The 19,309-nt window shown below is 63.8% G+C and carries 15 protein-coding genes; 11 read left to right on the top strand and 4 right to left on the bottom strand.

Annotation, left to right across the window (positions count from 1 at the left end; genetic code table 11):
* Nucleotides 1–55: 55 nt before the first annotated feature.
* The 5 genes from VFZ66_08745 (at nt 56) to VFZ66_08765 (ending at nt 4,612) form a co-directional block, all read left to right on the top strand.
* Nucleotides 56–1,033 carry a carbohydrate kinase family protein gene (locus VFZ66_08745; GenBank protein HEX6289264.1) on the top strand — a complete coding sequence of 326 codons (978 nt, stop codon included), beginning with the start codon at nt 56–58 and terminating at the stop codon, nt 1,031–1,033.
* A 78-nt stretch (nt 1,034–1,111) separates the two neighbouring features.
* Nucleotides 1,112–2,371, top strand: coding sequence for an adenosylhomocysteinase (gene ahcY / locus VFZ66_08750; protein ID HEX6289265.1), 1,260 nt, complete (start codon nt 1,112–1,114; stop codon nt 2,369–2,371).
* A gap of 84 nt (nt 2,372–2,455) precedes the next feature.
* Nucleotides 2,456–2,818, top strand: a complete 363-nt coding sequence (locus VFZ66_08755; GenBank protein HEX6289266.1) for a hypothetical protein — start codon at nt 2,456–2,458, stop codon at nt 2,816–2,818.
* 21 nt (nt 2,819–2,839) lie between these two features.
* A complete protein-coding gene (gene metK, locus VFZ66_08760) occupies nt 2,840–4,051 on the top strand; it encodes a methionine adenosyltransferase (GenBank protein ID HEX6289267.1) in 1,212 nt (403 codons plus the stop codon).
* 159 nt (nt 4,052–4,210) lie between these two features.
* Nucleotides 4,211–4,612, top strand: coding sequence for a hypothetical protein (locus VFZ66_08765; GenBank protein HEX6289268.1), 402 nt, complete (start codon nt 4,211–4,213; stop codon nt 4,610–4,612).
* Between the two features lie 59 nt (nt 4,613–4,671).
* Here VFZ66_08765 and VFZ66_08770 read toward each other — a convergent pair whose 3' ends face one another.
* From VFZ66_08770 to VFZ66_08785, 4 genes are all read right to left on the bottom strand, one after another.
* Nucleotides 4,672–5,454 (bottom strand): SDR family NAD(P)-dependent oxidoreductase, encoded by a 783-nt coding sequence (locus tag VFZ66_08770; protein ID HEX6289269.1) that lies wholly within the window; start codon nt 5,452–5,454, stop codon nt 4,672–4,674.
* Between the two features lie 123 nt (nt 5,455–5,577).
* The gene (locus VFZ66_08775; GenBank protein HEX6289270.1) at nt 5,578–6,306 is read right to left on the bottom strand and encodes an ABC transporter ATP-binding protein; all 729 of its coding nucleotides are present in this window, start codon (nt 6,304–6,306) and stop codon (nt 5,578–5,580) included.
* Between the two features lie 173 nt (nt 6,307–6,479).
* Nucleotides 6,480–7,763, bottom strand: coding sequence for an ABC transporter permease (locus tag VFZ66_08780; GenBank protein ID HEX6289271.1), 1,284 nt, complete (start codon nt 7,761–7,763; stop codon nt 6,480–6,482).
* A gap of 27 nt (nt 7,764–7,790) precedes the next feature.
* Entirely contained in the window at nt 7,791–9,860 is a 2,070-nt protein-coding gene (locus VFZ66_08785; GenBank protein ID HEX6289272.1) for an efflux RND transporter periplasmic adaptor subunit, read from the bottom strand.
* Between the two features lie 663 nt (nt 9,861–10,523).
* Between VFZ66_08785 and cmk the strand changes: the two genes are divergently transcribed.
* The 6 genes from cmk to VFZ66_08815 all read left to right on the top strand — a co-directional run.
* The gene (gene cmk, locus VFZ66_08790; protein ID HEX6289273.1) at nt 10,524–11,201 is read left to right on the top strand and encodes a (d)CMP kinase; all 678 of its coding nucleotides are present in this window, start codon (nt 10,524–10,526) and stop codon (nt 11,199–11,201) included.
* 21 nt (nt 11,202–11,222) lie between these two features.
* Nucleotides 11,223–12,572, top strand: a complete 1,350-nt coding sequence (locus VFZ66_08795; GenBank protein HEX6289274.1) for a response regulator — start codon at nt 11,223–11,225, stop codon at nt 12,570–12,572.
* Nucleotides 12,573–12,658: 86 nt separating this feature from the next.
* Entirely contained in the window at nt 12,659–15,958 is a 3,300-nt protein-coding gene (locus VFZ66_08800) for a tetratricopeptide repeat protein (protein HEX6289275.1), read from the top strand.
* A 126-nt stretch (nt 15,959–16,084) separates the two neighbouring features.
* On the top strand, nt 16,085–17,200 hold the full coding sequence (locus tag VFZ66_08805; protein HEX6289276.1) for a S41 family peptidase: 1,116 nt from the start codon (nt 16,085–16,087) through the stop codon (nt 17,198–17,200).
* Nucleotides 17,201–17,486: 286 nt separating this feature from the next.
* The gene (locus VFZ66_08810) at nt 17,487–17,978 is read left to right on the top strand and encodes a hypothetical protein (GenBank protein HEX6289277.1); all 492 of its coding nucleotides are present in this window, start codon (nt 17,487–17,489) and stop codon (nt 17,976–17,978) included.
* Nucleotides 17,979–18,202: 224 nt separating this feature from the next.
* Nucleotides 18,203–19,309: GTPase (locus VFZ66_08815; protein ID HEX6289278.1), on the top strand; the 1,107-nt coding region annotated here is incomplete at its 3' end.

Consider the following 19,309-nt stretch of genomic DNA (forward strand, 5'->3'; position numbering starts at 1 on the left):
CAGGGGCGCGCATCTTCTCAGGCTGCGGCGTTTGGTGCTTGAAGAGGGAGTAACCGTGCAGATCATCGTCACCGGGTCGATCGCCTACGACTATATCATGGTCTTTCCGGGGCAGTTCAAAGATCATATCTTGCCCGATAAGATGCACATCTTGAGCGTGTCGTTCCTGGTCGACTCGCTCAAGCGGCTACGTGGCGGCACCGCGCCCAACATCGCCTATAACCTGGCGCTGCTGCGCGAGCGCCCGACCGTGGTGGGCACCGTCGGCGAGGATTTCGCCGAGTATCGTGCCTGGCTGGATTCGCGCGGCATCGACACCAGCGGCATCCGCGAGATCGCGGGCGAGTTTACGGCGTCGTGCTTCATCAACACCGATCTTCAGGATAACCAGATCACGGCGTTCTACGCCGGTGCGATGGCGCATGCCGCGTCGATCTCGTTCCACGACAGCGAGCACGCCGAGGCCGATCTGGTGATTATCGCGCCCAACGACCCGGCGGCGATGAACCGCTACGCGACGGAATGTACCGCGCTTGGCATTCCCTACCTGTACGATCCATCGATGCAGGCACCGCGCATGACCGCCGAGGAGCTGGAGGCGGGCTTCCGAGGGGCGAAGATCCTGACCGGCAATGACTACGAGTTCGGCATGATGGCCGAGAAGCTGCGCATCACCGAGGAGCAGTTGCGCCGCTGCGTGCCGATCACGATCATGACCAGAGGCGAGGCCGGGGCGCTGCTGACCGTCGAGGGCGAAGAGTTCGAGATCCCGGCGGCCAGGGCGCGGCAGGTCGTCGATCCGACCGGCGCGGGCGATGCCTTCCGCGCGGGCTTTGTCAAAGGTATGGTTCGAGGATTCTCGTGGCCCGTCGTCGGGCGCATGGCGGCGCTGAGCGCGGTCTATGCGATCGAGCACGCCGGAACGCAGCAGCACAGCTACACCATCGCCGAGTTCGTCGAGCGCTACCGCGAGAACTTCGGCAGCTCTGAGGAGGTCGAGTCGCTGCTCGATGAGACTCCGGTCACGGCTTAAGTCCAATGCCCAGGATCGCGTGATTCTGGATACTCAATGTACACAGTGTGGTATATCCATAAGGAGAGATGACACAAGATGGCGAATTATGACGTAAAAGATCTTGGCCTGGCCGAGATTGGACGGCAGCGGATCGAGTGGGCGGCGCAGGAGATGCCGGTGCTGAAGCTGATCCGCGATCGGTTCGAGAAGGAGCGCCCGCTGGAAGGGCTGAAAATATCCGCCTGTCTGCATGTTACCTCGGAGACGGCCAACCTGGCGCGCACGCTGGCGGCGGGCGGTGCCGATCTGGTGCTGGTGGCGTCCAACCCGCTCTCGACGCAGGACGACGTGGCGGCGGCGCTGGTGAGCTACGATGAGATCCCGGTCTATGCGATCAAGGGCGAGGACAACGCGACCTACTACCAGCATATCAAGGCCGCGCTCGATCACAATCCGCAGATCACGATGGACGACGGCGCGGATCTGGTGACAGGCATGCTCAAGGAGCGCCGCGACCTGCTGAGCAATCTGGTCGGCTCGACCGAGGAGACGACGACCGGTGTGATTCGCTTGAAGGCGATGGCGAAAGACGGCGTGCTGAGCTTCCCGGTCGTCGCCGTGAACGACTCGCTGACCAAGCATCTTTTCGACAACCGCTACGGCACCGGCCAGAGCACGCTCGACGGCGTGATCCGCGCGACCAACGTTCTGATCGCCGGTAAGACCGTGGTCGTCGGCGGCTACGGCTGGTGCTCCAAGGGCATTGCGATGCGCGCCAAGGGCCTTGGCGCCGACGTAGTCGTCACCGAGATCGATCCGGTCAAGGCGCTTGAGGCGGCGATGGACGGCTACCGCGTGATGCCGATGATCGAGGCCGCACGGGTCGGCGACATCTTTATCACCGCCACAGGCGACATCCACGTGCTGGACGGCGAAGACTTCGCCGTGATGAAAGACGGCGCGATCATCGCCAACTCCGGCCACTTCAACGTCGAGATCAACATTCCCGATCTGGAGAAAACTGCGGTCGAGAAGCGCCAGCCGCGCGCCTACATCGATCAGTACATCATGCCCGATGGCCGCCGCATCAACCTGCTGGGCGAGGGCCGCCTGATCAACCTGGCATCGGCTGAGGGCCATCCTTCGGCGGTGATGGATATGAGCTTCGCCAATCAGGCGCTCGCCTCGGAGTTCCTGCTGCGCAACAGGGGCAAGCTTGAGCCCAGGGTCTACGCGCTGCCCGAAGAGGTCGATCGCGAGATCGCCGCGCTGAAGCTGGCCGCGATGGGTGTTCAGATCGATACGCTGACCGCTGAGCAGGAGCACTACCTGAACTCGTGGGAAGAAGGCACCTAAGCATCGTCGAGCGCGTGGGTGCCAGGCGCGGAATCAGCCGATTTCGGCTCCTGGTGCCCATCTACCGACCCAAGGAGTACCTGCATGCAGCCCTACAACGAGCCGCCCTCATACACTGTCCCGCCGGCATCATCGAACCTGCCCGCCCGCTACGTCGGCAATCAAAAAGATATGATGGCCTTTATCGCGATGGTCGCCGGAGCGGGACTGTTGGCGACAAGCTGCATTCCCGGCTTTAGCTGTATCCTGCCGATCTTTGCGCTGGTGGGAGGCATTATCGGGCTGCGCGGTGCCGATCAGGCCGTCGATCCGAACCGTACGCGCACCTATTCCTGGGTGGCGATCATCAGCGGCGCGCTGATCCTGTTGTTCTTTATCGCAATCGCGGTCTTCTATGGCGCGATCATTATCGCCGCGTTTCAGGAAGCAGCCAACCAAGAGTTTTAAAAGATACTAAGGAAATGAGTGATGGGAACTACGTTTACTGATGCTCCACAGCTTTTTCTGACCTCCGAGTCGGTCACTGAGGGGCATCCCGATAAAATCTGCGATCAGATTTCTGACGCGATTCTGGACGCGCTGCTGGCCCAAGATCCGCGCTCGCGGGTCGCATGCGAGACGGCGACGACGACCGGCCTGGTGGTGGTGCTCGGCGAGGTGACGACCGAGGGCTATGTCGAGGTGCAGGATGTCGTGCGGCGGGTGATCACCGAGATCGGCTATACCCACAGCGACTACGGCTTCGACGCTCATACCTGCGGCGTGATGGTCGCGCTGCACGGACAGTCCGCCGACATCGCGCTCGGCGTCGACAAGGCGCTTGAGGCCAAGTCGGGCGAGATGACCGAGGCCGAGGTCGAGGCGGTCGGCGCGGGCGACCAGGGCATGATGTTCGGCTTCGCCTGCAACGAGTCGCCGGAGCTGATGCCGCTGACGATCGCGCTGGCGCATCGGCTGACCCGCCGCCTGTCGGAGGCGCGCAAGTCGGGCCAGATCGGCTACCTGCGGCCCGACGGCAAGGCGCAGGTGACGATCGAGTATGCCTATGGCGTGCCCAAGCGCGTCGATACGGTGCTGGTGTCCACGCAGCACGACGCGGGCGTGTCGCAGGAGCAGATCCGCCACGACGTGATCGAGCATATCATCAAGGCGGTTATTCCTGAGGATCTGCTCGACGAGAAGACCAAGTACTTCGTCAACCCGACCGGGCGCTTCGTAGTGGGCGGGCCGATGGGCGACGCGGGCCTGACCGGACGCAAGATTATCGTCGATAGCTACGGCGGCATCGCGCGGCACGGCGGCGGCGCGTTCTCCGGCAAAGATCCGACGAAGGTCGACCGCTCGGCGGCCTACGCGGCGCGCTACGTTGCCAAGAACATCGTCGCGGCGGGCCTGGCCGACCGCTTCGAGGTGCAGCTTTCGTACGCGATCGGCGTTGCCAGGCCGCTCTCGATCAGCGTCGAAACCTTCGGCACGGGCAAGGTCGCCGACGAGGTGCTCCAACGCCTGATCAACGAGCACTTCGATCTGCGTCCCGGCGCGATCATCCGCGACCTGGACCTGCGCCGCCCGATCTACCGCAGCACGGCTGCCTACGGTCACTTTGGCCGCGACGACATCGACGCGCCCTGGGAGCGAATCGATAAGGTAGACGCGCTGCGCAAAGCGTCGGGGATTTAAACAAACAGGCTCACAAAGAACAAAGAACAGCAGGCACTTTCACCTGCCGTGTTCTTTGTTCTTTGTGCTTGGGCAGGCCCTCACCCCCGGCCTCACGGCCCCTTGTTCTCTTGTTCTTTATTCTTTCGTTCCGGCCTGACGGCCTGTGTTCTTCAGCCTATGTCACAGCTACCATTCGATCGCCTGATGCGCGAGCTAGCCGCGTACCTGGGCACGCCGATCAGCTTTGAGCGCGGCATCTACCGCCTGATCGTGCCGCTGCTCGCAGGACGGCAACAAGAAGTCAGCGCCTCGATCCGCAACGACGACGACGGACGGCCTATCATTGTGTTTGTCTCGACGATCGGCGAGGCGCGGCGGGGCATCGAGCCGTGGAGCCTGCTGCGCGCCAATAGCGAGCCGATCTACTGCCGCGCGGCGCTGCTGGGCAACATGCTCGCGGTGATCGCCTGCCAACTGCTGCATACCGCGCAGGCCGAGGAAGTGTTGCTGATCCTGCGCGAGGTGGCGCAGTTCGCCGATCGGCTTGAGCGCCAGCTCTACTCCGGCGATCTGTTCTAAAATCAAGATTGTTGGTGGGGACACGGCGGTGCCGTGCCCCTGGTGTTATCGTGTGCCGGCTAGCCGCGAACCAGCGACTCGCCGCCGTCGATCCATAGCTCGGTGCCGGTGATATGCTTTGAGGCATCGGAGGCGAGAAACAGCACCAGATCGGCCACCTCCTCCGACGTGCCGGGCTCTCCGCCAGTCAAAAGCTGCCCGCCCTCTTCGATCTCGATCTTTGGCCGAATCGATTCGATGTCGCGCTGCTCCGTGCTTTGATCGATATTCGTCTCGATCGCGCCGGGGCAGATCACGTTGACGCGCACCTTATGCGGCGCCAGCTCCACCGCTATCATCTTGGTAAAGGCTACCTGCGCCGCTTTGGTACACGAGTAGGCCGTCGCGCCGGTATTGCTGAAGATGCGCGTGCCGTTCACCGACGACGTGACGATCACCGAGCCGCCCTGCTTTTTCAGGTAGGGCACGGCGTACTTGACCGTCAAAAACGTGCCTTTGAGATTCGTGTCGATCGTCCGATCCCACTCGTCGGGCTCAAGCTCCTCCAGCGGTGCCCACACGCCGTTGATCCCCGCGTTGGCAAACACGATGTCGATGCGGCCCCAGCGCTCGACGATCTGCTGCACCGCCCGCTGCATCTGCTCCGGCTGCGAGATGTCGGCTACGAGCGGCATCGCCTCGCCGTCGCTCTGCTTGATCTGATCGACCGTCGCTTGCAGCTCGTCCTCGGTATGTCCCAGCGCCGCGATCTTCGCGCCCTGCCGCGCCAGCAGGAGCGCCGCCGCCTTGCCGATCCCGGAGCCCGCTCCGGTGATCAGCGCTACTTTATCCGCCAGTTGCATCGCTCCATCCTTCCAAACCTTAGCCAGAATGTCGGCGTTTGTAAGCAAGCTACATACCAGCACCACCGGCATACGCCGTGAGCGCAGCCGGTGGTGCGTGAGATCTTGGTTTGCTGGTTGCGGCTAGCTTGTGGCGACAATCTGCTGCATATCGCTGCGGTGATGAATCGGATGCGGATTCGTCTCATCCAGGCCGATCAGGCCGTCGCGGACATGAATCACACGGCGGGCATAAGCCGCGATGTCGGCCTCGTGCGTCACCAGGATCACCGTAATGCCCTGCTCCTCGTTCAGCCGCGTGAAAATACCCATGATCTCCTCGCCGGTCCTGGTATCGAGCGCGCCGGTCGGCTCGTCGGCCAGGATAATTCGCGGATTGCTCACCAGCGCCCGCGCGATCGCCACGCGCTGCTGCTGCCCGCCCGATAGCTCGTTGGGCTTGTGATGCATACGATCACCCATGCCCACCAGCTTCAGCGCCGCCTCGGCTCGCTCGCGCCGATTACGGCCATCGCCGTAAAGCGTCGGCAGCTCGACATTGCGCAGCGCGGAGCGACGCTGCAACAGCATGTACTGCTGGAAGACGAAGCCGAGCTTCTGGTTGCGGATCTCGGCCAATTGGTTATCGTTGAGCTTGCCGACATCGACGCCATCCAGCAGGTAGGTGCCGCCGCTCGGCTGATCGAGGCAACCGATGATGTTCATCAGGGTCGATTTGCCGGAGCCGGACGGCCCCATGATCGCCACCAGCTCGCCTTCGTTGATCGTCAGCGAAATCCCCTGGAGCGCATGCACTTCGACATCGCCCATTTTGTACACTTTCGTCAGATCGCGGAGGTCGATCAGCGCCATCGTGCTGCACTCCTTAGTTTCGGGTTCCAAGTTTCACGTTCAGGCCCTCACCCCAGGCCGGGTGCCGGACCCAAAGGGTACCCCGGCATGGCACCCGCATAGCGCCCGTGCTTTGTTCCTTTGTGTGGTTCTTGGTGTGCCCAGAGGGCACCCGCTTTGCTCGTTCATCCCCGTCACTCGTACCTCAGCGCCTGGATCGGATTGAGCCGCGCCGCGCGCAGCGCCGGGTAGATCCCGAAGAAGAGGCCGACCGCCGCCGAGAAGCCGACGGCCAGCACCACCGCGCCGGGCGTCACGATCGGCGTGATATACTCGGCGAAGAAGTAGCCGATCAGGCTGGCCGTGGCATAGCCCAGGCCCAGGCCGATCATGCCGCCGAGGATGCTCATTACCAGCGCCTCGATCAGAAATTGGCGCAGAATATCGCGCCGCTTAGCTCCGACCGCCTTGCGCAGGCCGATCTCTTTGGTGCGCTCCGTCACCGAGACGAGCATAATGTTCATCACGCCGATGCCGCCGACGAAGAGCGAGATGCCTGCAATCGCGCCCAGAAAGACCGTGAGCGTCGTCGTCACCGTGTTGAAGGTCGAGAGCAGCGACGCCTGGCTGAAGACCGTAAAATCATCTTCCTCGCCGTCGTCGGAGAGCGCATGCCGCCGCCGCATAAGCTGCTCGGTCTTGCGCTGCGCCAGATCGACCTCCTCCGCGGTTCGCACCTGGAGCAGAATGCCCGACACCTGATAGCTGGCCGAGGTCGTCGCGCGACCGCCGAAGAGGATGCGATAGCCGGTGTTGAGCGGCACGTAGACCATCGAGTCCTCGTTGCTCAGGCCGCCGCTCTTCTCCAGCACGCCCACCACCTTCATCGCCTGGCCCTTGAGCCGCACCGTCTCGCCGATCGGATCGAGCGTGCCGAAGATCTCCTCCGCCAGCGTCGCGCCGAGCACCACCACATTACGCGCCGCCTCGTCCATCTGCTCGGTGATAAACTGGCCGCGCGCGATCTTGAGATTACGCACGATCGCGTACTCCTCGGTCGCGCCCGTCACCTGAACGTCGCGGCTGACATCGCCGCCGACGATCTTGGCCGAGCCCTGGAAGAGCGGTGTGACATACTGGATTTCGGGCACCGAGCGGCGAATCGCCTCGGCGTCTTCGAGCGTCAGCTCATTGGAGGTTGTGTCGATGCCGCGCCGTGGCTGGCCGGGATTGACCGACAGCAGATTGGTGCCGATGCCCTCGACCTGATCGGTGATCGCCTTTTGCGCGCCGTTGCCGATCGAGATCAGCGAAACCACCGACCACACGCCGATGATGATGCCCAGCATCGTCAGAAAGGTCCGCAGCTTATTCGAGCGCAGACTTTCCAGCGCGATGCGCACGCTCTCCCAGACGCCAAGCGACGGAAGAAACCCGCCCACGCGCGGCAGACGCCGTAATTGTTCAGTTCGTGCCATATCTCGCTCGCTTTGCTACGTTGTGCCCTACTGCTGGGCCGTCGGAGCCGAGCCGAGCACGGCTATCTGGTCGCCTTCCCTCAGGCCGTCGATCACTTCCGCCTCGATGTCGTTGCTCAGCCCGACGCGAATCTCACGGTCCACGAAGCCGGTGCCCTGCTTGAGCCGCACGAAGCGCCTAGTGCCGACGCTGCGAATAGCGCTGGCCGGAATGATCAGCACGCTCTTCTGCTCCAGCGTCGCGATCTCGACCGAGGCGTTCATGCCCACGCGGATCGCCTCATTCTGCTTCGGCAGATCGACCCGCACTCGGTAGGTCGTCACATTCTGGACCACCGTAGCGGCTGGCGCGATATAGCTGACCGTGCCGGTGATGATCCCGGTGCCGAGCGCATCGATCACCACCTGCGCCGCCTGGCCTTTGCGGAGCTGAGCGACATCCCGCTCGCTGACGTTGACATCGAGATAGAGCTTGCTATCGTCCACAACCGTCATCGGCGCGCCGCTCGCTCCGGTCGTCGTGGCGCTATCGCCGATCGAGATATTCACCGTGGTGATAACGCCGTCGAAGGGCGCGCGCAGCACCGCCTTGTCGCGGCTCAGCTTGGCGGCGTTCAACTGCGCCTGCGCCTGGCTGACTCCGGCCTCGGCGATGCTGACATCCGAAACCGACGCGCCCGCCGACAGCTTATCGAGCTGCGCCTGGGCCTGATCCACCTGCGCCTGAGCCGCCGCGATGTCGGCAGCGCTGCCGCCCTGCCTGAGCTTCTGCGCCTGCGCCTGGGCCTGATCCACCTGGGCGCGTGCGGCGGCAATATCGGCGGCGGTCCCGCCCTGCCTGAGCTTCTGCAACTGTGCCCGCGCCTGATCGAGCTGCGCCTGGGCCGATGCCACATCTGCCGCGCTGCCGCCCTGCCTGAGCTTCTGCAACTGTGCCCGCGCCTGATCGAGCTGCGCCTGCGCCTGCGCGACCGATGTATCCTTGGGACCTTTCAGCAGCTCGTTGAGCTGCGTCTGCGCGTCGTCAACCTGCGCCTGTGCGGTGGCAACATCGTTGATCTCTTGCTGCCTGGCGTTGTCATAGGCGATCCTGGCCTGCTCCAGCCGCGACTCGGCCTGCCGCAGTTGCAGCTCGGCGGTTTGCAGCACCTCGGCGTACTGCTGTTTGGCGAGATCCTCGGCGGCGCTGGTGCTAAAAGGCTGTCCGGTCTTGGGATCGATGCCGCTCTGCGCCTGCTGATTGTCCCAGTAGGCGCTGCTGTAGGTATTCTGGGCCAGCCGCACGGCATCCGCCGCCTGCTCCATGCTCTGCTGCGCCGACGACTTATTGGCCGAGGTCGCCGCCGCCGTTTTCTGGTAGCTCTGCTGCGCCTGCGTGAGCCGCGCCTGGGCCGCGCTGACCTGATCGGGCGATGGGCCGCGCTGGGCTGCCGCAAGCTGTGCCTCGGCGGCGCGCACGGCGGCTTCGGCGTTCGCGATGTCGGCGGGCGTGATGTTGCCCGTCCGCGCGCGTTGCAGCCCGGCCTCGGCGGCGCGCACGGCGGCCTCGGCGTTCGCGATGTCGGCGGGTGTGATGTTGCCCGTCCGCGCGCGGGTCAGGCCCGCCTGCGCGTTGCGGACGGCGGCCTCGGCGCCGGCAATATCGGCTTTGGTCGCATTGCCGGTGCGGGCTTTGTCGAGCTGCGCGTTGGCGGCTGCTACAGCCGCCTGCTGCGCGGCCAGATCTTGCTCCGTGGCATTGCCGCTCCTGGCCTGCTCCAGCCGCGCCTGAGCGCTCTTGAGATTAGCCTCCGCCTGCAACACCTGCTGCTCCAGATCGCGCGGATCGAGCGCTGCCAGCTCCTGGCCCTGCTTGACCGACTGGCCTTCCGTCACAAAGATCTTCTCGACCGTGCCCACGCCGGTCACGCCAAAGGTCAGATCGGCAGACTGTAACGGCTGCACCGTGCCGCTGCTGCTGACCGTTACCTTAAGATCGCCGCGCCGGACGGTCGTTGTCTCAGAGTCGGCAGGATTGGCCGGTGGACCACCTGCACACGCGCTTAACGCAAGTGCCACCATCAGCACTGGAGCTATCCGTTGTAACTGCTTGATCATACGCTTGCGACTCCAATGAGCATACTGTAGCGGAGCACAGCGGCAGGCGCGAGTTCTTGTCTGCCATGAGCCGCGCTGATTGTGCCTGTTTGTGTTAGCCGGCAGCGCTGCATCGTCGGTTCTGATCGGCGCTGCGGCACTATCTTATAGTTTCAACCAAAACAGCGCTAGAAAGATCGCAAAAAGTGTTACCGTCTGTTACCAGCAGTGATCGGCGGGGCATCGACGTTTGTGTAGCACACACATCCATACTGTTGTACCCCGCACCGCGCACTATGACGCCGCGATCGATTCGTGGGTTGCACTCGGCATCAGGGAGCATATTCGGGCAACTGGGTTTCGCGTTCAGGCTCTCACCCCGGGCCGGGTGCCCATGCCGGGGTACCCTTTGGGTCTGGCACCCGCATGGCACCCGGTTCTCGGTTCTCCCCCTTGTTCTCCGCCCGCAAACATGCGGCACACAGCTTGCTAGGTACCAGAAAACTGCACGTGCATCCTTGACGGAGCTGCCGATAGCACGCAATCACCGAGTTCAGGCACAGGGCTGAAAGCTAGCAGCACAAGCCGCAGATGCATAGGGGGTGATACCCTCTGCTTGCGAATGGATTAAGCACCATGCTACAATATTTCGCCAAGAGAGGACCGGCCTTGAGTAGGCATACCATGTGTAAACCGTCTGTCATCACGATCGATGGCCCGGCTGCTTCGGGCAAGAGCACGCTTGGAGCGCTGCTTGCGCTGCAGTTGGGCTATACCTATTTTGATACCGGAGTGCTCTACCGGGCGCTCACCTACATCGCACTCCAGCGCAACGTTTCCACGGACGATCCCCGCGCGCTGGCCGAGCTAGCCTATAGCCTTACGCTGGCGGTCGAAGCGCCCACCGTCGACGACGGACGGCAGTACACCGTGCGCGCCGACAGTGAGGATATTACCTGGCACCTGCGCGGCGCGCAGGTCGAGCGCCATGTTTCGGTCGTCTCGGCGTATCCTGAGGTGCGCACCGCGCTCCGCGAGCAGCAGCGCGCGATCGGGCGGCAGGGGCGTGTGGTCATGGTCGGGCGCGACATTGGCAGCGTGGTCATGCCCGACGCCGACTTCAAAGTTTTTCTGCTGGCAACGCCGGAGGAGCGCGCCCGGCGTCGGTTCGAGGAGCTGCAACGTCGGGGCCGTGACGTCGACTACGAGACGGTCCTGCGCGATCTGCAACGCCGTGACACGCTCGACAAACAAAACACCTTGCAGCCACACGATGCCTATGTGCTCAACAACGATGGGCTCAATCCTACCGATGAAGTCGGGCACTTGATGGCACTGTTTGAGCGGCGCAGGTGTGCATGAGTTTGTGGAGCCGCCGATACCATGGCTGAGCGCATCCTCATTGCCGACGACGATCCCAGCTTGCGGAGCCTGCTTGAAGCGATTCTTGAAGAGCACGACTTCGATGTGATCGCGGTGCCAAGCGGCGAGGCGCTGGTGCGCGCCGCGACCTCGCAGCAGCCCGATCTGCTGCTGATCGATGTGATGATGCCGGTGATGGACGGGCTGGAGGCGATCCGCCAGCTGCGCAACGATACCCGCACCAGCCACCTGCCGATGCTGCTGCTGACGGCGCGCACCACCTCCAACGATGTGGTGATCGGCTTCGAGAGCGGTGCCGACGACCATATCCCGAAGCCGTTCGACCCCGACGCGCTGGTCGCGCGGATCAAGGCCAACCTGCGGCGGCAGGCGCGCATTCCGCTGATCAATCCGCTGACCGCGCTGCCCGGCAACAAAGTGATCGCCGAGGAGGTCGAGCGGCGCATCCAGGCGCAAGAGCTGTTCGCGCTGATGTATATCGACTTCGATAACTTCAAAGCGCTCAACGATGCCTACGGCTTCGCGCGCGGCGACCGGGTGATCAAGCTGCTGGCGGATATTCTGCGCGACCTACAGGCGAAGTATGGCGTTGAGCAGATCTTTATCGGGCATATCGGCGGCGATGATTTTATCGCGATCACAACGCTAGAGCTGGTGGAGCAGGTCTGCAACGAGCTGATCGCCAAGTTCGACCGCGATGTGCAGGCCTTTTACGATCCTGCCGACGCACAGCGCGGCTACCTGCGCGGCGTCGATCGCTTCGGCATGCCGCGTCGCTTCCCGATCGTCAGCGTCTCGATCGGCGTCGTCACCAACGAGTCGCGCTCGTTCAGCACCTTCGACGAGGTATCCTCGGTGGCGACGGAGATGAAAAGCTACGCCAAGAAGCTGACCGGCAGCACCTACGCGATCAACGAGCGCTTTCACGACGTGCCGATCGCGCCGGATGAGGAGCGCCGTGGACAACCCCTGCTGATCGTGGTCGTCAGCCCCGATCCGCTGCTGGCCGATGCACTCCAGCCAATGCTGGAAGACGGCAGGTGCCGCTGCCTCTGGCTGATGGACGTGCCGCCGCAGAATGATATTCTGGATCACCTGCCGGATCTGGTGACGCTGAACGTGGCGGAGCCGCGCAACTGGGCGCTGGCCGTGGCGCTGCGTGAGACGAAGCCCGCGCTGCCGCTGATCATCGTCTCGCCCAACGCAGAGGACGAGCCGCGCGCCTGGCACTGCGGCGCGTATGCGTTCATCGCCGATCCGTTTCCACCGGAATATTACCGGGCTTGTGCCGCCCAACTGCTGCGGCTCAACGAGCGAATACCGCCGCTTGACAGCGGCACGCCAGTCTGAGCCGCGCAGATGACTCCGCTGATCCTTCGCGCTACCGCTGTTTTTAGCTTGATCGGCTGGACCATATGAACCGTCGAACGGGGAACATGCCGCGAGTCCAAGATCTGAACGGTCGTCCTCGGCGGCGTATTCCGGCGGCGGCCCCTGGACGGCGCGGCACCGCGCTGGTGGCCGTCGTTGGCGTGCTTGGCCTGCTGCTGGTGCTGTCGAACCTTGGCCTGCTCAGCAGCGGCTCGAACGTGTCGGGCGGCACGTTCGTCGTGCGCGTCGCGCCGTTCGGAGCGACGGGCGAGGACCAGCGCCAGGGCGCGATCGTCGCCGAGCAACTGGTCGGCGAGCTGCGCGATCGGGTTGCCACGGAGATGGACCTGGCGCTGCTCAGCCAGCCGATCACCTCCACCGACCAGGCGCAGCAGGTCGCGCGCTCCGGCAATATCGACGCGATCATCTGGGGCGAGGTAGCCGAAGGCGGCACGGCGACTCAGGCCAGCCTCAGGCCGCGCCTGCTGTGGCAGCCGACCGAGCCGTTCGTTCCGGCGACGTGGCAGGGCTACGACGGGCATTTTGTCCTGCCGACCGACTACGATCTGGCGCTGCGCGATCTGAACGGAGCGGCGGTGCTGCCGCCGCTGCTCGACGGACTCAACCACTTCGGGCGGGGCGATGCCGACAAAGCCGCCGCGATCTTTGACGATCTGCGCTCGAAGTACGGCGATATGCTGCGTCCTGAGCTGCCCGCGATGATCCGGGCGATCACGTACTGGGCGCAAGGGATGCTGCCCGCTGCCGAGAAGGAGGCCCAGGACGCGCTGGATTCGGCGAGTCGGCCAGAGCACTGGAATAACCTCGGCGCGCTTCGCCTCGACCAGCAGCAGCTTGATTCGGCGCGGGTGGCTCTGCTTCAGGCGCTCGCCGCAGCGCCCAATCTGGCGCAGGCCCATGCCAACATGGGCCGTCTGCTACTCGACGAGGGCAGGCCCGCCGAGGCGCTGCCCGATCTCAGAAGCGCGATCCATGATCTGCCAAACTCGACGCCGATCGCCGCCACCCTGGGCGAGGCCTACCGCCGCAGCGGGCGGCTCGACGAGGCGCGCACAACCTTGCGCGCTGTGCTCGTCCGCGATGCAGACAACGGCCCGGCGCTTACGGAGCAAAGTATGCTGGCGCTGACGCCGGAGCTAACCGCGACCGGAGCGCTGGAGTGGGAGCTAGAAGGAGCGCCCAGCCTCTCCGTCGAGCGTCTGGCCGAGCTGCGCAGGCAGGCTGAAACCGGCATCGCCGAGATCGTGGCGCTGCGCAATACCTATCTGCGGCAGGCGAATGCGTACGGCGTCGATGGTCGCCGGGCGATGCAGCAGCTCTCAGAGGCACAGGCCGCGCGTCTGGAGCAGGAGCTACTCAATCGTCGCTACCAGCTTATGCTGATCCAGATCGAGCAGGGCCGCGTGCTGGCGAGGCAGCAGCGCAGCCTGTTTCGCCGGATGGTCGATACGATCCAGCGGCGGCGCACGCCGCTTCAGGAGGCGATAGCTACCGGCACGGCGGCGCTCAGGCAGGAGCCGAGTCTCAGCCTCCAGTACGATTACCACTACCAGCAGGGACGGGCGGCGTATCTGAGCCAGAATCCGCGCCGCGCGCGAACCGAGTGGGAGGCGACGCTGAAGCTGGCCCAGGACGCGCCGGAGACGAGCCTGGTGAAGGCGCGGCCCGAAGCACACTACGGCCTGGCGCAACTGCTGCTGGACGAAAACAAGCGCGTCGAGGCCCGCGACGAGCTGAATAGGGCGCTGACGATCAGCCCGCAGTTCTTCCCGGCGCGCGAGCGGCTGGCGGAGATGGATGAGCAGGATCAGCACTGGGCCGACGCGGAGCAGCACTATCGCTGGCTGGCCGAGCAGCGACCGTGGAAGACCGAGCATGTCCTCGATCTGGCGCGCGTGCTGCGTGCCCAGGATAAGACCGCCGAGGCCGAGGCGGTGCTGCTGCCGCAGGCCAACGCCGACGATCCCGACGCGCTGGTGGTGCTGGCGGCGCTCTACCGTAACAACGGCAAGCTCGACGAGGCGGAGACTGTGCTTCAGCGCGCACAGGGCGCGTCGCCGCCCTCAGCGGAGGTGCATGAGGCCCTGGCTGAGCTAGCCATCGCGCGCAATCAGCCGGAGCTCGCGGAGGCCGAGCTACAGCGGGCGCTGGAGCTGGAGCCGCAGCGCGGCAGCGCGCACATTCTGCTGGGCAAGCTCTACGCTCACCAGCTTGGACAGCCAGCCGCCGCCGTTGAGCAGTTTCGCGCCGCCGTGGCTCTGGAAAGCGACGATCCACAGGTCTACCGCCAGCTTGGCGAGGCGCTGCTGGAGGCCGGAAATGCCGAGGCTGCCGAGGCCAGCTTCAAAAAAGCGCTTCAGCTCGCGCCCACCTCGCACGAGGCGCAGCACGGCCTGGCTACGGCCTATCTCGCGCAGCAGCAGTACGACGCGGCGGCAAAGGCCGAGCAGCGCGCGCTCGAACTCGCCAACAACAACTATACGCTGGCGCTGATCGGCCAGGGCGACATCGAGCGCGAGCAGGGCCGCTATGAGGCAGCGATCGAGCGCTACAACGCGGCGCTCGACAAAGATCCGCAGGTCATCGGCGCGTATCTGGGGCTGGGCAAGACCATGATCGCGCAGGGCCATCACACGCTTGCGCTCCAATACTACGAGAGCGGGCTGGTCTACGCGCCGAAGAATGTGCAGCTTTTGCTCGGCAAGGCCGATGCGCTGCTCCAGCAGGGCGACATCGCCGGGGCGCGCGATACGTACAACCAGATCAAGCAGATCGCGCCGGGCAGCGCCGCGGCCTCGGTCGGCATCGGCAACCTGCTCTGGAAAGAAGATAAGCCGCTCGAAGCGCTGGCGGCGCTCAACGACGCAGTGCGGCTCAATCCCAGCGACGCCGACTCGTATCTGGTGATCGGCGAGATTTATACCAGGCAGAGCCAGACCGAGGCCGCGCTCGAAGCCTATAGCCAGGCCGCCGAGGCGCGTCCCGGCTGGCACGAGCCGGGCTTCCGTCGCGGGATCTTGCTGCTGAAGCTTGAGCGCACCCAGGAGGCGATCGAAGATCTGGAGGCGGCGATCGAGCGCAAGCAGGACTTTGCGCAGGGCCGCTACTGGCTGGGCCGCGCCTACCGCGCGGCGGAGCGCTTCGAGGATGCAAAAGACCAGTTAGCGCGCGCGATTCAGCTCAATCCCAGCTACTTCGAGGCGCGCTACTTCCTGGGCCGCACCCTCGACGAGCTAGGACAGGCACCCGATGCCGTCGCGACCTACGAGGCGATCCTGAACGACGCGCCCTCCTCGGACCACTGGCATGCCGAGGCGCAGCGCGAGCTAGACCGCATTCGCTAAGTTTCGAGTTTCGAGTTCAAAGTTCACGGCTGCTTTCTTGTTCTTGTTCGCTTGTTCCTTTGTGCGCCCAGAGGGCACCCGGTTCCTTTGTTCCTTTGTTCCTTTGTTCTTTCGTGAGGTGATCCCGTGAGTACCACGACATCGAAGCTAGAGGCCGACGCCCGCGCGGCGATCATCGACAGCATCTTGAGCCAGCTCCACGAGCACTATGTCTTTCCTGAGGTCGCCGCAGAGATCGAGACAGCGCTCCGCGCGCGGCTGGACAACCACGAGTATCACGGCATGGAGGCGCTCGACGATCTGTGTGTCAAGCTTACCGAGGATTTGCAGGCGATCAGCCGCGATAAGCATCTGCGCGTGTTCTACCGGGCGGAGCCGATCGCGCTCACGCCGGAGCCGACGCCCTGGTCCGAGGAGTTCATCCAGACGATCAGCCTTAACAACTTCGGCTTCCACAAGATCGAGCGGCTGCCGGGCAACGTCGGCTACCTCGATCTGCGGTTCTTCTACCCGCCGACCCTGGCGGGCGATACGGCGGTCGCCGCGATGAACTTTTTGGCGCATACCAGCGCGCTGATCGTCGATCTGCGGCAGAACGGCGGCGGCGATCCGTGGCTGGTGGCGCTGCTCACCAGCTATCTCTTCGATTTCAGGCCGGTCCATCTCAACAACCTCTACTGGCGGCGCGACGGCACCACGCAGCAATTCTGGACCCTGCCATACGTGCCGGGCAGGCGCTACGGCGATAAGCCCGTGTATGTCCTGACCAGCTCACACACCTTCTCAGGCGGAGAAGAGTTTGTCTACAACCTCAAGCATCTCAAGCGCGCCACAATCATCGGCGAGGTGACGCGCGGCGGCGCGCATCCGGGCCGCGTCCTGCCGATCCACGAGCATGTGGATATATTTATTCCATCAGGTCGCGCGATCAACCCGATCAGCGGCACGAACTGGGAGGGCAGCGGCGTCATGCCCGACATCGAGCTACCGCAGGAGCAGGCGCTCCAAAAAGCGTACGAGCTGGCGCTTCAGGCGGTGTTCGAATACATCGGCGAGCAGCCCAGCGGCGCGCACAAGGCTTTGCTGACGGAGGTGCGGCGGGTGTTGGACGAGATGGAAACGGCGCGCCGGGCGCTGGCAGAGATCGAAGCGGCGCAGCAGGCGATGGATGGCATGGAAGCACCGCCGCCCGTCGAGGACATCGCGCAGACAGCTTCCGGCGATGCCCGCGCGAATGAGTAGCCCAGACGATCCAATATCCCCAAAACTCGGCTCACTGTGCTATAATCCGATCAAATTTGGGAGGACGCTTATGCTAACGTATGAGACGATCTCCGATGCGCTGCTCGATAGCGCCGAGCAAGTGGGCCTCAACGTATGGCAGTCGGATGAGCACATCGATCCACAGACGCTCAGCCGCACCTTTACGTTGAACTGCTTGCCGCAGGGTGAAGCTATACCCCGGCCTTCAAGCCTTCAAGCCTCGATCGGCTTCAAGTGGGACGCTGCTATGACGGCGATCTCGACGATGGGCACCGAGGCGCTGTGCGAGAAATATCACGACGAGAAGATCGCGTGCTCGCATAGCCTGGTAGGCTGCGCTTACGAGGCAACGCTGACCCTGGAGATTGCCTATACTGTGCCGTTGAATATGAGCATCGACGACGATGTTGCGACGCTTCAACGGTTGGCTCGTGCGATTCAGGATGTGCATCGCTCGATTGTCGATCATAAAAATATTGTCGCTGTGGATGCTAATCTCCATCTGGAGGGCAGCCATGTGCGCGTGACACTGATCAAAGCACAGCAGCGCTGGACGATCGGCGATCCAATCCACGAGCTCGACAGCCTCGAAGACGTGTTGGAAGAAGCCTGCAGCGAGGTGCGTGATATGCTGATGGCGGTCAACGATCGCTTTTCAGGCACCAGCAGCACCGATATAGATGATCTTTCGTCGATCGCGCTGCCGTTGGATGAGAGCGACGACGACCGGATTTATCTCCGGCCGCCAACGGCCTAGCGCATCTACATCTCGCGCTTCGGGACTCCCATTGCATGGGGGTCCTTATTTTTATCATCGGTGGGTGTTCCGATGCTCGTGCGCCGACAGGCCGGGCGTGTGGGGTTCGCTCCCACACCTTCTCCAGGCTGATGTAGAATCGCATGAGCGCTGTCCCGAAAAGGTTCTTTGATTCTGCACTAGAATGATACTACGGTGTTCGATGTGGCAGCGAAAGTAGATCTATGACTGATGCGTTTCGTGGTTTCGATCAAACGACATTAAATGCGCTGCTTCTGAACGGCGTGAGCGAGCGCTGGAACGCGGTTCAGGAGCGGATTCATCCGGTGCTCGCGACGTTGGCCGAGCAGATCGATGCGGCTGGACGCGCGCGCTTCAAGCGGGAGTGGCCGCTCTACGAGATAAGCTGGAAGACCGCGCGCTATCGTAATCGCGGGCGCGGGCTGCGCGAGCCGATCGAGGAGTATCATTTCGCCCTCGATCGCGTGCCGCGCGGAACCGGCATCTATGTCGGCGTCAGCGGCGATGAGCGGGCGATTCTGGTGGGCTTTACCTCGACAGGCGCGCGCAAGGCCGAGCTTCAGCGCGTCTGGGAAACCGGGCGCAGCCTGTGGCAGCCGCTGCTGGAGTCGCTGCCGGAGGTGCGCTTTGCCCGGCCCGACGGCGCTGCGGACGAGCCGTGGATCGAGCAGTATTTGCGCGCCCGCCAGGCCAAGTATCTGTGGGCGGGCTATCGCTATGCCTGGGACGATCCGCGCATCGCCGCGCCCGACTTTGCCCAGACGCTGATCGACGACGTGCTGCGGCTCTTCCCGTTCAACGAGGCGATCATGGAGGAGACGGAGGCGCTCGACTACGAGGCTGAGCAGGCGGTGCGCGAGCGGCGGCTGCACTATGCCATGTCGGCCAACCTGCCGCCGGTCGAGGCGATCGTCGAGCGGATCGCGCGGCGCGGCTTTACCTTTCCCGAAGCGGTGATCCGCTCGTACCATATCGCGCTTCAGACCAAGCCCCTGGTGATCCTGCCGGGTATCTCAGGCACCGGCAAGACCCGCCTGACGCGGCTGTACGCCGATGCGGTCTATGACCTGCGCTCCGCCGCCGACGAGAATCCACACTATCTGCTGGTCGCGGTGCAGCCCGACTGGCATAACGCGAAGGATTTGCTGGGCTACTTCAACGCGCTGACCAATACGTTCCAGCCCACGGCGTTTCTGCGCTTTCTCCATCGCGCGGCAGCCGATCCGCAGCAGCCCTACTACGTCTGCCTGGACGAGATGAACCTGGCGCGGCCTGAGTATTATCTCGCGCCGATTCTGTCGGCGCTTGAG

The organism is Herpetosiphonaceae bacterium (genome assembly GCA_036374795.1).
In the GTDB taxonomy this organism is placed as follows: Bacteria; Chloroflexota; Chloroflexia; order Chloroflexales; family Kallotenuaceae; genus LB3-1.

What these genes read in the sequence shown, in the direction of transcription:
- cmk (HEX6289273.1), top strand. Translation starts at nt 10,524, where the DNA reads ATGTGTAAACCGTCTGTCATCACGATCGATGGCCCGGCTGCTTCGGGC.
- VFZ66_08775 (HEX6289270.1), bottom strand. Translation starts at nt 6,306, where the DNA reads ATGGCGCTGATCGACCTCCGCGATCTGACGAAAGTGTACAAAATGGGC.
- VFZ66_08770 (HEX6289269.1), bottom strand. Translation starts at nt 5,454, where the DNA reads ATGCAACTGGCGGATAAAGTAGCGCTGATCACCGGAGCGGGCTCCGGG.
- VFZ66_08795 (HEX6289274.1), top strand. Translation starts at nt 11,223, where the DNA reads ATGGCTGAGCGCATCCTCATTGCCGACGACGATCCCAGCTTGCGGAGC.
- VFZ66_08810 (HEX6289277.1), top strand. Translation starts at nt 17,487, where the DNA reads ATGGGCACCGAGGCGCTGTGCGAGAAATATCACGACGAGAAGATCGCG.
- VFZ66_08785 (HEX6289272.1), bottom strand. Translation starts at nt 9,860, where the DNA reads ATGATCAAGCAGTTACAACGGATAGCTCCAGTGCTGATGGTGGCACTT.
- VFZ66_08765 (HEX6289268.1), top strand. Translation starts at nt 4,211, where the DNA reads ATGTCACAGCTACCATTCGATCGCCTGATGCGCGAGCTAGCCGCGTAC.
- VFZ66_08800 (HEX6289275.1), top strand. Translation starts at nt 12,659, where the DNA reads ATGCCGCGAGTCCAAGATCTGAACGGTCGTCCTCGGCGGCGTATTCCG.
- metK (HEX6289267.1), top strand. Translation starts at nt 2,840, where the DNA reads ATGGGAACTACGTTTACTGATGCTCCACAGCTTTTTCTGACCTCCGAG.
- ahcY (HEX6289265.1), top strand. Translation starts at nt 1,112, where the DNA reads ATGGCGAATTATGACGTAAAAGATCTTGGCCTGGCCGAGATTGGACGG.
- VFZ66_08755 (HEX6289266.1), top strand. Translation starts at nt 2,456, where the DNA reads ATGCAGCCCTACAACGAGCCGCCCTCATACACTGTCCCGCCGGCATCA.
- VFZ66_08780 (HEX6289271.1), bottom strand. Translation starts at nt 7,763, where the DNA reads ATGGCACGAACTGAACAATTACGGCGTCTGCCGCGCGTGGGCGGGTTT.